This window comes from Mucilaginibacter oryzae, from assembly GCF_003148845.1.
Classification (GTDB): Bacteria; Bacteroidota; Bacteroidia; order Sphingobacteriales; family Sphingobacteriaceae; genus Mucilaginibacter; species Mucilaginibacter oryzae.
On the sequence record NZ_QGHA01000024.1, the window covers coordinates 1 to 16,628 of the forward strand.

General features: G+C 43.2%; 7 protein-coding genes. 3 read left to right on the forward strand and 4 right to left on the reverse strand.

Annotated elements, in window-relative coordinates; genetic code table 11:
* The coding region (locus tag LX99_RS25980; protein ID WP_211319093.1) for an integrase core domain-containing protein at positions 1-330 on the forward strand (330 nt) is incomplete at its 5' end.
* Between the two features lie 187 nt (positions 331-517).
* On the opposite strand, the gene LX99_RS24945 is transcribed toward LX99_RS25980, so the two are convergent.
* A complete protein-coding gene (locus LX99_RS24945; RefSeq protein WP_109611019.1) occupies positions 518-6,025 on the reverse strand; it encodes a condensation domain-containing protein in 5,508 nt (1,835 codons plus the stop codon).
* 84 nt (positions 6,026-6,109) lie between these two features.
* Positions 6,110-7,720: an MBL fold metallo-hydrolase gene (locus LX99_RS24950; RefSeq protein WP_109611021.1), complete on the reverse strand. Its 1,611-nt coding sequence runs from the start codon at positions 7,718-7,720 to the stop codon at positions 6,110-6,112.
* 107 nt (positions 7,721-7,827) lie between these two features.
* On the opposite strand from LX99_RS24950, the gene LX99_RS24955 reads away from it, so the two are divergent.
* Entirely contained in the window at positions 7,828-8,547 is a 720-nt protein-coding gene (locus LX99_RS24955; protein WP_109611023.1) for a thioesterase II family protein, read from the forward strand.
* Here LX99_RS24955 and LX99_RS24960 read toward each other — a convergent pair.
* On the reverse strand, positions 8,540-12,985 hold the full coding sequence (locus tag LX99_RS24960) for a type I polyketide synthase (protein WP_109611026.1): 4,446 nt from the start codon (positions 12,983-12,985) through the stop codon (positions 8,540-8,542). The genes LX99_RS24955 and LX99_RS24960 overlap by 8 nt on opposite strands.
* A gap of 134 nt (positions 12,986-13,119) precedes the next feature.
* On the opposite strand from LX99_RS24960, the gene LX99_RS24965 reads away from it, so the two are divergent.
* The gene (locus LX99_RS24965) at positions 13,120-14,754 is read left to right on the forward strand and encodes an MFS transporter (protein ID WP_109611028.1); all 1,635 of its coding nucleotides are present in this window, start codon (positions 13,120-13,122) and stop codon (positions 14,752-14,754) included.
* Positions 14,755-14,994: 240 nt separating this feature from the next.
* On the opposite strand, the gene LX99_RS24970 is transcribed toward LX99_RS24965, so the two are convergent.
* A partial coding sequence (locus LX99_RS24970) for a non-ribosomal peptide synthetase (protein WP_146203225.1) occupies positions 14,995-16,628 on the reverse strand: 1,634 nt, incomplete at its 5' end.

Sequence of the window (16,628 nt, forward strand, 5' to 3'; positions counted from 1 at the left end):
GAGCGCTTCCACCGCACTATCCAGGATGAGTTCTATGCTATCGCTTTCCGAAAAAAGATCTATCGCAGCATAGCTGAACTCCAGGCAGATCTGGACAGATGGATGTACAATTATAATAATGAACGGACACACAGCGGCAAATACTGCTTTGATAAAACGCCCATGCAAACGCTCATCGACAGTATACCAATGGCACAGGAAAAGTTATTGGAGAGGCTCGCCGATGACCAGATTCTTCAGAGCCCTCACAAAAAGGGCTCTGAAGAATCTGTGTCGATGCATTTACACGAGAAAAAACTATATTCACAAATCAAATCTGGCAACTTATAAAAACACACAACTGTCAGATCAAATAGTGGCTATTACAACTTATGGGACAGTTGCGACCGGTACAATTTAATAGACTTCCAATCGCTGTAATTGAATAACCGGCGTATGGCAATTTTTGAATATGTTTTATAGTTTGGACCTTTAATGATTTTTTGAGTCCAAATTTAAATCCATGGCCTCCTAACACTTAGTTTTGATTTTCCCCAGATAGTGATATATACCCTTGCAAAGCGCCTGATAACCTTTCCATTGTTAATTTTGCAAATTGTTTTTCGCTGTAATTTATCCCAAAAACTATATAATCGGCAGATGCAACCCCCCAAAGATCAATCATCGTTAATCTTTTTAAGGAATCAGCCGCCTGTCTCCCATGCGCTTTAGTTGAAATAGAAAACTTTTGATTATGACCATAAACGCTTAAACCCGTATCAAATTCGCCCAAATAATTGAACGAAATTTGCGGTTCATTAAAGTAAGGTTCTCCCCTCGTATATCTCAACAACCCGTATCCTGTCCCTTGATTAGGTACAGCACAGAGGGCGAGTTTGGTAAGTTCAAGTTGAGCTTGCATACTTTTAGAATGGGTAACATCAATAACAACCGGGTACTCAGTTGTAAACCATCCAACAGTACAGCTGACGTCGCCTGAGTCGAATGAATTTTCCCTTCCATGCAATTCTATCTTGATATTTATAGCCTCCGAACTGAAAACATCTGAACATGCAAGCGCAAGAGCGCTGATCATAAACTCGTTTACACTTCCCTTCGCTGCGCTATATGAGTTTACCAGCATGCCTCTGAACGCATCAGTAGGATATGAAAAAGTAACTGTTGAAATATCCCCCATCAAATTCACACCGCCAGCATAATCAGTGTGTATAATATTGTCCAACAATTTCCGCTCGACTTGATCCCAATATTTTTTTTCGGTCGTTAACATTTCACTATCTGCATAATTTGTTAAATGGTTTTTCCAGGTATTAAAACTTAATGTTTTGCCAGGTAATTCAAATGTTCTGCCATCCTGAATACTGTCATATAAATTTGCTAGGTCCTCCAGTAAAACCCGCCAGGATACGCCATCTATTATCAGGTGATGAGCAACAAGTAATAATCGTTGAACTCCATTACTTTTAAACAATGCGGCCTTGAATAGAGGACCTGATTCAAGATAAAAAGATGCTTGTATTACTTCACAATAGTCTTCAAACGACGACTCGTCATAATCAGTAACAGTTAGCAAATCAATATCGCATGACTCATTGATCTTATCCTTCCAATCGGCACCGTCCAAGTAAAAATTGGCCCGTAGATAATCGTGATGGGTAACCAACTGATTTAAAGTTTCCTTAAGCACCTCTGCTTCCATCAAAGGGGCTTCGATCAGGACTGACTGATTAAAATGATGTCGGTTTTTTTCATCAGATCGTTCGAAAAAGGCCTTTTGGATGGGACTCATGGTAAAAGTCTTTGCGGGAAAGGACTTTAAGGAAGGCCCGGGACCATGATTTAGTAAAATAGCGAGTTCCTCTATTATCGGGTGCAGCATAACATCCCTAATAGAAAGTAATAAACCTTTTTTCCTCAAGTCCGAAATCAACTTGATGGCCTTTATCGAGTCGCCGCCAAGCGCGAAGAAATCATCTTTTACGTTACCAATGTTTTTTCTTAAAACGGATGACAAGCTCGAGACAAGTATGCGCTCAGCGTCATTACGGGGCGGGACAATTTCAACTTTATTTTCCTCAATGTAGTCATTAGGAGGAGGCAAAGACTTTCTGTCGATTTTTCCGTTAGGATTAAGCGGGAACCTTTCCATAAATACAAAATAGCTAGGCAGCATGTATATTGCAAGCCTGTTGCTGAGGAAAGACCTTAGTTCTTTTGTCTCTACGCTCTCCGGCCCAGTATAGTAGGCTATTATATCGTGGTTCCCGGATGGTGACTGAGTCGATCTGACCACGGCAGTCTCTATCCCCGAATATTGCATCAGCGTCGTCTCAATTTCGCCAAGTTCAATTCTGTTCCCCCTAATTTTGACTTGGTCATCAGCTCTTCCCAAAAAAACAATATCTCCATCATCTGTCCACTTTCCCAGATCACCTGTTTTGTACATTCGATGTTCTTTGATAAACGGGTTCAGAAGGAACTTATCCGCATTTAAGGTAGGTGAATTCAGATACCCTCTCGACACGCATATACCCGAAATGAAAATCTCGCCTGCTACATCCGGAGGAACCGGGGCTCCTCTGCGGTCAAGGACGTAAAGACAGCAAAGATCGACTGGCCTCCCTATTGGAACAGGGGTTCCGTTCTCCCAGTCGTCAGGAGTGATAACATAATAAGAAACAACATCCGTACATTCAGTCGGGCCGTAAGAATTAATAATTTGGGCATTAAAAAATTCACTTCGCCTCCAATTAAAAAATTCTTTCTTATTGATTGGTTCTCCACCAAGAACGACTAAGTTAAGACTCTTGAGTTTTGAAAACGCTGCATTAACAGATTCTTCAAGCAGCGGATAGAATGCGCTGGGTGCGCAGTTTAAAACGCTGATATTCTCACTTTCAATAATATCAGCCAGATAATTATAATCAGCATATAGCATTTTCGGCAGCACCAGTTTCGCCCCGCACAGCAATGGCAGAAATAAATTTTTCTGAGTTAGGTCAAAACAGATCGGCGAGCTCAATAATACGCTTTCATCCGCACCAAGGCGAATAATATTCCGGTACCACATCAACAAGTTGATAAATGCGCGTTCCTCGACCATAACGCCCTTAGGACTTCCCGTTGAACCGGAGGTATAAATTACGTAAAAAGGAGAATCAGGAGGAAGAAATGGACGGCGAGCCGTAGCAGATTCATTATTGATTTCATTGAGATCATAATAAAATTTATGCCTGTTGCCTATCTCACGCGTAACCGATTTGTCAATATGTAAAATAGCATCAAAGCGAAATTTCGTCAGTTCATTTTCCAATTGATGCACTTTATCTGAAAAAGCAACTGACTGCACGCCTATTCCATCGTGTATCAGGTCCTCTATGTAGCCTTTGGATAAAAAAAATTCAGCCGAAAAATCGGTTTTTGTTTGATAATCTGAACCTGCGTGCTGTTCTTTGAAATTCGACAATTCACTGATCATGACCAGCCGCTTGTCTTCGTCCATGAGATCTCCGAGGAATAGCACTCCTTTGTCTTTCAATTTTGCAATAACTTTCCTGAGTACCTGGAATAAATAGTTAGGTCCATTAAAACATTGCACGACGCTGTTGAGGATCACGACATCAAAATCTTCCTCTTCCAATTGATCAATATCGAGTGCGGCAAGATTTATTAGTTCTACGTTCCCGAGTGCACGATTTCGCGCAATCTGCCGGGTATGTGTCAATATTGAATCCGATAAATCTGTACCAACATATTTTCCAACAAACGGCGCTATCTCAAACAAAGTAAGTCCGGAGGAGCAACCTATTTCTAGTACCTTTAATTTCTTGTGAAAAAGGTGTCTTAGTTTGTGGTAGGCATTTTGAGCGTATTCTTTCATCTCCTCCTTCGAAAAATCAAGACCGGTATAACTGCTCTTCCAGCCTCCGAGGCTGATCAGATCATTCGTTGATCTTCCGATGTAATTCCACAAATCCTTACTCATTAATTCATTTTGTCGCAGTCCTTCGTCCATACGAATCTGCTCTGAATCACAGGACACTATGTTCCTGACGGACCCTCGCCATAATAGTCTGTTCGCAGACTCAATCAATGCCGATTCGGTGATCAGTGTGGTAGCTCCCGCATCCTCTAACATATATAGCAAACGTTCTTCAGGATACTCATGATCAAGTGGCAGATAGCATCCTCCTGCTTTGAGTATTGCCAAAATGGATATTAAAAGATCCGGAGTTCTCCGGAGCAGCAATCCTACTCTCATTCCAGGTACGATTTGAACTTTCCGCATCAGAAGATTAGCTAAACGACCCGATCTTTCATCTAATTCCTGATAAGAGATTACCTTTCCGTCAAAGCTGACCGCAGGTCGATCCGGGTAAAGGGAGACCTGTTTTTCAATAAGTTCGATAAGACTACCAGATTTTTCAGGTTGTCCGTTTGCATGATTGAAATCATATAACACCTTTTGATAATCGGCTTCAGTAATTATCGGCAAATCTTCTAAACTCCTGCTTGGTTCCGCCAATACGGATGACAATATCAATTCAAAATATCCCGATAAACGATTTATTTGAGAAAGGGTAAACAAATCCGTATTGTATTTCAATACAAGCATGATTTCCTCACCGTACTCCCGGAAATCAAAGGTAAGGTCAAACAAACTTCGTGTATTTTCAGCAAATGCCCGCGGTATTGTAGAATTGTTCTCGCGGCTGGCCTGGGCGACTGATTGATTCAAATTCGCGTTTTGGAGAACTACCACGACGTCAAACAACGGATTACGGCTCCTGTCAGTTGTCAAATTCAACGAAGCAACCAATTCATCAAAAGGGAAGTCCTGATTTTCAAACGCTTCCATCATCATTTTCCTGACATTTTCCAGTAGTTGAAAATAGGATTCAGCCGCGTTTAATGATAATCTCAAAGGCAGCGAATTGACATAAAATCCAAGTTGTTTGTCAACCCCGTCAAAATTCCTTCCTGCAATAGGAGTGCCTAAAACAATGTCACTCTGCCCGGAAAATTTATTAATCAAAACATAAACGAGGGACAACAAATTCATATACAGTGTAGTACCTGTCTGTCTGGCCGTCAGCCTGATCTTTTCCGCATCTTTTCTGTTGAAAATATAGTTTTTAAAGGCCCCATTATAGGTTTTGACCGGAGGGCGTGCTCCCTTTTCCATTAGCTGCAGAACAGGCAGCGATCCGCTGAATCTGCTTATCCAATATTGTTGCTGCCCGTTGAGTATTCCCATTTTAAGTTGCGACTGCTGCCAGACCGCAAAGTCTTTATATTGCAATCGCATTGGAGCAAGAAGCTTTTCGCGAAGTCCGGGGGCGGCCTTATACAGTTTAAGCAATTCGGCTGTGAGAAGATCCATCGACCAGCCATCACTTATGATGTGATGAATAACGAATGAAATCAACCATTGCGTATTTTCCAAACGAATGGCCTGCAAGTGAAATAAGGGGCCATTCTCAAAATCTAAAAGAACACTTGAGTCCTTATACAATTTTTGCGCTAAGCTATGTTCCCTGTCCGCATCCATCCGTAAATCTGCATATGTAATGGTAAAGGGAAATTCACCAGGAGGGATAACAAATTGCCGGGGTTCACCGGTTGTATCTTCCCGAAAAACGGTCCGCAATATCTCATGACGGCGAATTAAAATCCCAACGCAAACCGACAGGTCATCAATATTTAAATCACCGTTAAAATAAACAGCAGTCGCCATATTGTACGCGATCCTTACCTCATCAACCTGACATAGCAGCCACAGACGTCGTTGAGACGACGATAATATATAACCCTCATCGGATATCTCCGCAATTGGGATCGTATCATTTCCTGATGTTCCGTTCCCTTGCTTCTTAAGATATTCTACTAACTGCTTTTTTGACGCCCTGATTTCGGTGATCAAATCTCCAGGTATCGAATCTCCGCTATAATTCAATTTCAGATTCTCCTCCTGTAAGGAGATTTGAATATTATTTTTAATCAATCGGGCTAAAAGTTTTTCCATAACCTTAATTTCTGGTTGGTAATTCGTCGGGAATAAATAGATAGGGTTACGTCACCATGTAACGGAACATTATAAACGTATCGCTTAAATCTCAAATTTATAGCGGTACAAAAGCTCCTTTTCCCCATAGAGCCGTTCAGCGGTGATTCCCATTTTTTTACATCGGTCAATCAAAAGGTTAGATTGCACGATAGGGTTGGATTCATCAGTATATTTGACCGTACTAATAAATTCAACCCAAGGTTCCTGACCCATCGCGTAAACGTAAACTTCTTTGGGATGGAAGATCTCAACGAGCTGAATCCCTCTTTCAAAATTTGATCCCGATAGTCTCCTGGACTGGTCGTCGGTCCTTCCTACCGGTTTGCTAAATAAAGGGCCGTAAAGCCAACTTAAAGGCGCCCCGTCACATTCCATACCTAAAAACAATACATCAACATCGCCCGTGATACTTTGAACATGCTGATAGAGTCTCGACTCTAATACTCTCGAATCCGCGACGAATAAGAAGGTTGACCCTCCGATCGACACATGATAGCACAGCTTTGCTTTAATGTTCAAATCGCTGTGTTCCCCGGTAAACGGGATTCCGGTAATTGTAAGATCACGGAAACTCACATTTTCAAGTTCATCTACTTCAATAACATTATTGAAACCTATATTATTGAACATAAGTTTGAGATTAGGGTCCTGTAACGCACCGCTTCTTGTTGCTGGAACAATAAGGTTCTTAATTTTATGACGTAATGGAATTAACGTTTCCAAAAGGATATGATCCTGGTGATTATGAGTAATTAAAACATAATCAATCATATCCGGTAAATCTATATCGGAATAATGATTAACATTCGAATCATATCCATAGTAATTAATAAGCGGGTCTACCAATACGCTGACGTTCTTCGTTTCGATCAGGATACATGCGTGTCCGAAATACCTCATTCTCACTTTATTGCCGTCATACTTCCGGTAGGCAGGATGTTCTCTTTCTGTAAAAAACGATTCGAACAGCCATTTTTTTTCAGGCGGAATGCGAAGGAGCTTTTCCAACTCAGCTACATCACCGGGAGCCCTCTTCATACGACTAAGTATATCTATTGCCGGATGATCAAACGGGATGTCAAGATGTAAAACATCCGGATTATTAAGCTTGGCGGTACTAAGGCAGAAAGGGCGTTCGTCATTTTCTGTAACCCACAATGCAATAGACTGCGCCTTTTTGTTATAAAGCTTGCTTTTATAGAGTAAAGGCTCAAAAAAACGAAATGATGGATGATTGTTCAGATCGTAAACCAATTCCACATAGCCTTTTAAGAGATCCGGAATCTTCGGATAAAGGTCCTCGAGTGAATATCCCTTTGCAGTACTTTCCAGTAAGTCATTAAGTTCTGTTATCGCTTCAGCCAAAGAGATCTGATCAGCCTGCAGAACAACCGTATTCGAGATCAGCTCTTTTATTTCGCCTACCCGTTGCTGAGGATAGTCCATAAATGGGCCGCCAAGCATTTTGGGATTAGCTACCGCTGTTTCATGTAGTTCCGGTGCTTCAACGTAGGATCTCATAATTTTCAGGTGCCTGCCCGTAACATTCATTGCGGCTGTTGCAGGAGATACCAGGTGAGCCCATGCGTACCACCTTCCGACAAGCGGCTCAATTATCACATTTGGCTTTAGAAATTTGAGATTTAGATTCATAGGGAGATATTTCGGTAGTAAATATAATTTTTGTATTTCACTGAATCAAGGTTATTTTCGGTACTTAAATCAACTAACTTTAAAAATTGCTCCCCAGACTATACGAAATGAATAAAATAAAACCGAAGCTCTTCCTGATCCATTTTGCCGGCGGAAGTTGTTATTCGTTCTCATTCCCCAAACGCCTCTCATCGCACTTCGAGGTGACCTCCCTGGAATTACCCGGCAGGGGCAGGCGCGTAAAAGAGAGCCTGATCACGGACTTCAACACAGGCGCACAGGACATCTTCAATCAAATAAACGCAAGTGTATCCAACGATTTTTTTTTAGTCTACGGTCACAGTATGGGCGCATTATTAGCACTCGCAGTAACGGACCTTCTTGAGAAATCGGGTAAGCAATCTGCCGGGATGATCGTCAGTGGCACCCCTGGTCCGAGAGCAGCTGCAATGAAAACAACAAGGTATCTGTTAGGCGCTGACGATTTTTTTCAAGAAGTTAAAAAGCTGGGGGGGCTACCCGAAGAAATCTTCGATGAACCGGATTTGCTTTCCTTTTACCTGCCGATATTACGAGCGGACTTTGAAATAGCGGAAAAGAACGATTTATCCGGGCATACCGGCGTTAAGTGTCCTGTGCTCGCAATTATGGGAAGTGAAGAGGAGACAGTCGGTGAAATTGAAAATTGGAAAAATTTCACAAGCAATCATTTCGAACACAGGGTTCTCTCAGGCGATCATTTTTTCATCAATAACAATTCTGATCGGATCGCTGACCTGATCGTTGAATTTTATGACCGTATAAAAAAAAATGAGCTTATTAAATAATTATTTCATTGGTGTAAAAGTCCCCATTGCGAATCTCCTGCAATTGATCTATCAGCTCAGCGAGCTGTCTTAAATCGGCCATATTAAAAAAATCTTCTAAGCCTACAGTTACCTTATATTGAGCCTTTATCCTTTTGATAACGACCATTGCCCTTAATGAATCGCCCCCCAGATCAAAAAAATTATCCGTCACAGCAATCGTATTGATACCAAAAAAACCGGCGATCATCTTAAGAAGATATTCTTCTGTACCGCTTGTTGATGAGAAAAATTCCGGGCTTATATCCGTCGGCACTTTCAAAAAGCTGTCCGCCTCATTCAGCTTAATACCACCACGTTCTTCGAAAACCCGTTCTCTTCGCCTCCAAATATTTTCAACACTCTGAATTATGTGCGGTGTATCCAGTTGCACCGCTATATCAAAGACGGTAGCAATCTCCCCCGGGCCGATAGCAGACTGCATTCCAGCGCCGTTACGGGGAGTCCCGGCGTCAAAATACATTTCCGAAAAAGCAATACTTTTCCAAGTTGGCCGGCTTTTCTGTATCGAACTGATACGAGCTTCCATCAATGCGTTTGCTGCCGAATATGCCCCATAACCCAAACCGCCAAGTATTGTCGACACACTGGAAGTGGCGATCATAAAGTCGAGGTCCCTTTGGCCAAACAAGCGTATTATATTTTCGAGGCCAAGGGCCTTCGGTGCCAGAATTTTAGTAACGTTTTCCTGAGTCATATCTTCTATCGTTTCAAATAAACGAAGATCGACTTCACCTGCAGCATGTACTATTCCGGCAATGGGGCCCAGTTCGTCTTCGATACGCTGCAGCAGCGGCTCAAAAAGCTCGATCTTGGTTACGTCAGTTGAAAAATAATGAACTTTGCTACTGATCGCCGACAATTTATTAAACCTTTCTTTTACGGTTTCTGACGCCAAATCTGATCTACCCAATAAGACAATACTGGCCTCTGTGTTTCTGAGCAAATGTTCCGCTATAACAACCGCAACTCTGCCGAGACCTCCTGTCAGCAAATAATGTTTCCCTTCCTTAACTTTTATATTCTGATTATTTGCATTGTTCCGGATAGCCTGAAAATCCGGAACCCATAATTGACCATGTCGGATGGCTAAAGATCTTTCATCAAAATCAGCAAGTGCGTGCTCACAAAGTACCGGTATATCACTTTGCCAACTATCAGAAACATCTATGATCTGGCTTTTAATTGTATATTCCTGCACCAATACGTTGTTCAATCCGATTAACAGGGCCTGCATCCAACCAGTTTTATCCTCCGGAAAAACTTCATACATGGAAGCCGTGAAAATTTTGACGAACACATTAGCGAATTCTTTTCGAGACACGATTGTTTTTATGATATGGGACAACGCTTCGAAAGTGTAAGCGGAGCCTTCTGAAGTCAATTTGTGTTTATCGTAAACCGCTACTACGGGCCAAAGGTAAATGATCGTTTCAATCTCTGCCCCGACACGGTTTATTTCATTGAAAAGAAGTTCGAAGTCCCGGAGACTAAAGGGGTTCACTGTGTAACCACCAGCAACACCTGCGCGAAAAGCATCCCCCATCGATACCTGCAGTACTGAGGCCTCCCTTTCAATTAATCCTTTCAGGACAGCTTGGGAAGAATCGTCATTGCCTGAAAAAAGTAAGGTTTTCTTACCAGGCGAGGCAACATGGTTATGCAGGTATTTTTTCCAGGTTGGCAGATAAAGTGTGTTTTCAGAAACAGTTGAAATGGCCTGATTGTCCTGATCTTTTAGATACAACCCGTGATTAAAAGGATTGACAACTGTCGGAAATTTCATTTGATCAAAGGCATAGGTAGGCAGCGAGATTTTTCTGGGCTTTAGGTCCGTATAAAATCTTCGCCAGTTAACAGGGACGCCGAGTGACCACAATTTCCCGAAATTAGCTTGAAACATGTCGACGCCGGAGGTTTCGTCTTTAGCCGTGATCAAATTCAAAATGTTAGGCGCATTAATGCGACCAGTCTTCTTATGTGCAAGACGTGATAAGATGTTGCCGGGGCCGATTTCCACAAATATATTTTGATCGTTCCCATTATAAAGTAAACTTAAGCCCTTGTCAAACCAAACCGTATCGCGCATATGTTTAACCCAGTACCCGGGTTTTTTGTATTCGTTTTCGGTGATCATCCCGCCCGTAACATTCGAGACATAGGGAATCTGATGGTCTTCAAATGAAATCTTTTCGACCAACCGATGAAAATCAGCTAACACAGGTTCAAGTAAATGCGAATGAAAGGCTAGTTTTACATTTAGCAAAACACAGGCGATTCCAAGCTTTCCAAGCCTGGACTGAAGGTCAATAATAGCATCACAACTCCCGGAAAAAACTACCTGATCAGTGGAATTTACGGCTGCAAGCGATATTGTTTCGTTTAAATAGTTTTTTGCTTCGTCATGTATAAGTTGGGCGCTTAACATTCTCCCTTCGCTCACATGCTGCATAACCTTTGCCCTTCCAACCACCAGATCCAACGCACTTTCAAAGGTTAGAACACCTGCCAGGCAGGCACAGGTATATTCACCTACACTATGGCCAATCATGCGGGAAGGTTTAACGCCATAATGCATCATCGTTTTCGCCAGCACATATTCAACCAGAAAGATCAAAGGCTGAACAAAGGAGGTGTTGCTCAACCAATCCGGCTGAACTTCGTCGGAAAACAATGCATTCCGGTAATTATCCGGAGTAATTAGTTCCAGATAACTAAGACCTTTATCCATTAAATCGCGAAAAAAATTATCCCGACGATAAATCGTAAGGCACATCCGGGCATATTGAGCTCCCTGGCCCGGAAACATAAATATGACTTCAGGGGATCTATCAGGAACAGTAAGGTTTAATGCTGATCTATCGTTTGCATCAAGTGCTTTCAAAAACTCTTCTCTGGTGTTAAATACCACAGAGCGTCGAAGCGGAAAATTCGCCCTGCCGGTATCGAGGGTGTAGCTCATATCGTCAAAACTGACGTCATTACTCCTGACGAAAGCGGCAAGCTTATTCAAATAACCCAGCAGCGCACTATCGGTCTTTGCAGAAACATTCACAACATAGGGTTTGCCCGGAGGTTTGGCATCGAATATATGCTGATTATTATCAGGCTCCTGATACTCCTCGAGAACCACATGGGCGTTCGTTCCTCCTACTCCAAATGAACTGACACCTGCCCGGCGTGGAATTCCATCCTCATTTTTCCATTCAAGTAAACTGTCATTCACAAAGAATGGGCCCTCTTTAAAATTGATTTCCGGGTTAGGTTCTACAAAGTTAAGCGTAGCCGGGATTTTCCTGTATTTAAGGCTGAGACAGGCTTTGATGAGCCCGGCAAGCCCGGCTGCGGAATCAAGGTGACCTATATTGCTTTTGACCGACCCCAGTGCGCAAGGTTGTCTGCGTCCGTTGAAAACGAGATTAAGAGCCTCAACTTCAATAGGGTCTCCAAGTCTTGTACCGGTCCCGTGTCCTTCAACGAAAGACACAGACGCAGGATCCACGCGCGCAAACCTATAGGCAGCTCTGAGACACTCAGCCTGACCTTCAACGCTCGGCGCCGCGAAACTTACTTTACGGTTGCCATCATTATTGATGGCACTTCCTTTAATAATCGAATAAATATGATCACCGTCGGCAATAGCGTCGCTAAGGCGTTTCAATACGATGACACCTGCACCCTCTCCGCCAACGGTTCCGCTTGCATCCTGATCAAAAGCCCTGCAATGTCCATCTTTCGAGAACACCGAGCCCTCTGTTCCGGTGGCTCCTGCCCCCTCCTGGGTAATGACAGAGACTCCTCCAGCCAAAGCAATTCTGGACTCACCCAGCAGCAGGCTTTTACAAGCCATATTAACTGCGACCAAAGATGTTGAACACGCAGTATTCAAGTAAACCGAAGGGCCATTTAAATTTAATTTATACGACAACAGCGATGACAAAAAGTCCTTATTCGTTACAACAGCCATATTGAAGTCATCAATCAGGGCTTCCCTGTTGACAAGTTTCGCGTATAGTTTCCAATTAAAATCATCATTCCCGCCTGCGAACAGGGATATCGGACCTTTTACGGCTGAGGGATCACAGGCGGCGTCCTCTAAAGCTTCATAAATGCATTCGTGCAAAATGCGGTGAAGCGGATTCATTAAGCCTGCCTCCTCGGGCCGATAGCCAAAAAAAGCAGGGTCGAACATTTCTTTATCACTCAATGTAGCTTTGGAGAATACGACTTTATCATCCCCTCCGTTTAATCCACCGGCTCTGGTTACCTCGGTAATTTCAATGGATTCCACTCCTGTTTGAAGATTTTGCCAAAATTCCCTCCAGTTTCTTGCTCCGGGAAATCGACACGCCATACCGATGATAGCAACCTCCAATCCACTGTAATTATCTTTTTTCATAAATAGCTGTTTATTTACTTGCCGGAGTACAAATATTATTATTTCAAAGGCCTTGACAAGTTAGAAATAAAAGGTTGTTTTGTTAAGTATTTTACTACTTTTACTCTCCAAAAATCAAATATCTAATCTAAAAAATGGAACAAAACAATACCAAAAGCTACGGGTCAGCGCTGTACACCTTGATTACCGTATTTTTTTTCTGGGGATTTATCGCTGCCTCCAATGGCATTTTTATTCCCTTCTGTAAAGCGCATTTTAAACTGACACAATTTGAATCTCAGTTGATTGATTATACATTTTATGGTGGTTATTTTGTTAGTTCCCTGTTACTTTATTTAATCTCGAAAATCACGAAAGTTGATATAGTTAATAAATATGGTTACAAAAACATCATTATCGCGGGCTTGCTGCTATCTGCATTCGGAGCTATACTGATGCTCCCTGCTGTAAATGCAGATTCGTTCGGACTGGTTCTGGGTGTCGAATTTGTGATAACCCTGGGTTTCTCTCTGCAGCAAACCGCGGCCAATCCATTCGTGGTAGCTTTAGGAACGCCGGCAACAGGTACTCACCGCCTGAATTTTGCAGGAAGTATCAATAACATCGGAGGTGTGCTGGGCCCGGTGATCCTTAGTCTGATACTGTTCGGAAGTGCAACCAAAATTATTCCTGCAGACCAGGTGAAGATCACTTCAGTGAACAATCTTTATATGATATTGGCGGGCATGTTCGTCGCGGTAGCATTATTTTTCTGGGTTTCAAAACTACCTAGGGTTACGAGTGATGAAATTGTCGAGCCTAGTAAAAAAACGACGCTTCCATTGATTATAGTACTCGTAGCATTTTGTCTTGTGAACCCTGAATTAAGCGTAAGGACAGGTATTAAACAGGCTTATTTTGTATATGCATCGCTTGCTATTATTCTAGTAACATTATTTTCATCAATGTTGGCGGCATCAAAAGACAAAACCGGTTGGGGTGCTATGCAGTATCCTCAATTGATATATGGGATGATTGCCATATTTACGTACGTGGGAACGGAGGTTACGATTCAAAGTAATCTTGGATCACTGGTGCAAACTCCTGAATTCGGGCATTACAATGAATCCGAGATAGCTCCTTTTATCTCACTTTACTGGGGAAGCCTCATGATTGGCCGTTGGACGGGCGCAATTGCAGCTTTTAACCTAACGAAAGTTACTAAAGCTATTTTAACCGTTATAGTACCATTCGTTGCTTTCGGGGTAATCCTATTGGTCAATTTGGTCAGCGGCAGGGATGTTTCTCACTTATATTCATATGCAATTCCGGTAGTCATCCTGATCGTAGCATTTTTCATCGGGCAGCAAAAACCCATCCGGACGCTGACCATCTTCGGTATACTTGGGATTATTACGATTTCACTCGGTCTCCTAACCACTGGCCGTATCGGTCTCTTTGCACTGATAAGCGGAGGTTTATGCTGCTCGATCATGTGGCCATCGATCTTCGCCCTTGCGGTAACCGGTTTAGGTAAATATACCAGTCAGGGTTCAGCATTCCTTATCATGATGATCCTGGGAGGTTCTATTATTCCGCCGTTGCAGGGTATTCTCGCAGACACCACATCAGGTGCTATATCAGGAATGAGCGGAATTCATTTTTCTTATATTGTTCCGATGATCGGATTCGCATATATCGCATTTTATGCATGGAAGGCCGGCGCTGAACTTAAAAAGCAAGGTATCGATATCGACGCTGTGGAAACATCCGCCGGATCAGGTCACTGATTCTTCCTGGATTTCCGGTAAAAATCTCCATGCAGATCAGCATGATGTAAAAACAAGTGTTTAATTTTTAACCGACCTGCCTTTACGCAATGAGCATAAAGGCAGGTCGGTCTATTTTGGGCCGGGCGGGCAAGTATCATCAATTCCTGACCAGTAGGTTAATCAGCTAAAAAACTTGACTTCATACCGGACTAACACTACCAAGTCATAAAATAAGTTCTCTGATGTTCTCTCCCTACATTAATTATCCTCATAATCTTTATCAGCGAGAATATCAAGTGTGTTCTGAAGGATTTCTAATTCATCATCCGATTCATCATTTTCCGTTATTTTCATATCTCCGGCCGACGAGCGCAATAAGACTGAAAATTGCATGATATTAGGATACCTGAAAATTTGCACCGCTGATAGATCTGTCTTGAATTGCTCGTTAATGACCCGGATAAGTTTCATCACCTTTAAAGACGTGCCGCCCACTTCGAAAAAGTTATCATGAATACTTATGATCTGTTCCCCGAGCACTTTCTTCCACGCCATAAGCAACTTTTCTTCAATCGCATCTGTTGGCCCTACTGGTTTTCTGCTTTGTGGAATGTTGGCAGAAGCAGGGATAGGGAGTGCTCTTTTATCCAATTTACCGTTGGGGGTTAATGGCAGATGATCAAGTTTAAAGTAATGCGACGGCAGCATGTAGCCCGGCAGGCCCTCCGACAGGGCTGACCGGAGCTCACCAATATCCGCTGTAACCTCCCCGACAATATAGGCTACCAACTCATTCTCTGCTTCAGCTTCCTCGCTGCGCCATACAGTCACTACCGCTGCTTTTACCCCTGGTAAATGGAGCATGGCGTGCTCGATCTCTCCCGGCTCAACCCGGTAACCACGGATCTTCAGTTGCTCATCACGGCGCCCCAGAAATACGATCTGACCATCAGCCTGCCAGCGTCCCATATCCCCGCTTCGGTATAACAGCTCACCCGGGCGGTAAGGGTCTGCGATGAACCGGCCCTTCGTCAGCGATGCCTGGTTCAGGTAGCCCCTGCCTACCCCTGCTCCCCCGATATACAACTCACCGGGACAGCCTACAGCCTGCAGATGTTGGTTCTCATCCATAATATAGACACGAACGTTACTGATCGGCCGGCCGATCGGGAGCAGTTGCTGTTCTGCGCTCAATACGCAGCTTGTTGAAACCACTGTATTTTCCGTTGGCCCGTAGTTATTCACCAAAGCATGGTTCTTCGGCGTATATGTCCTTAACCTGTCCCCTCCGGTCAGTAGGTAGCGTAACGTAGTATGGCCTTCTTCCTGGAAGCGTTCCGCTATCTGAGTGGGCAGAAAGCTTATACTGATTCCGTTATTCCGGTAATACTCGTGCAGCTTTGCTGTATCCAGACGCAGTTCATCAGGAATTACATGAAGATGGGCGCCGCTCAGCAGATAAGGAAAGGCCTCCCATACTGAGGCATCGAAGGCTACACCCGCATACAGCGTCGCCCGATCTGCCGCAGTGATCCCGAAGGCCTCCTTATGCCAGTAACACAGGTTGATCACATTTCGGTGTTCGATCATTACACCCTTGGGCTGCCCGGTTGATCCGGAGGTGTAGATCACATATGCAAGGCCGGATGGGCGGGAATAACCGCTTACCGCAGCTGACGAATATTGCCCGATAGCTCCCTGGTCATGCTGATATTTATGCCTTTCCGGCACCAGTGACTTGTTTTGTTTATCTACCCATAGCAGCGCGTCGTAACGGTAAGCTGTCAGTTCATTGCTGATCGTATGGATCTTTTCGCTGTATTCCCCTGACGTGATCCCGATCCCGGAGGACTTCAGGTCTTCCCAATATGAACGACCTACAAATAACTCTG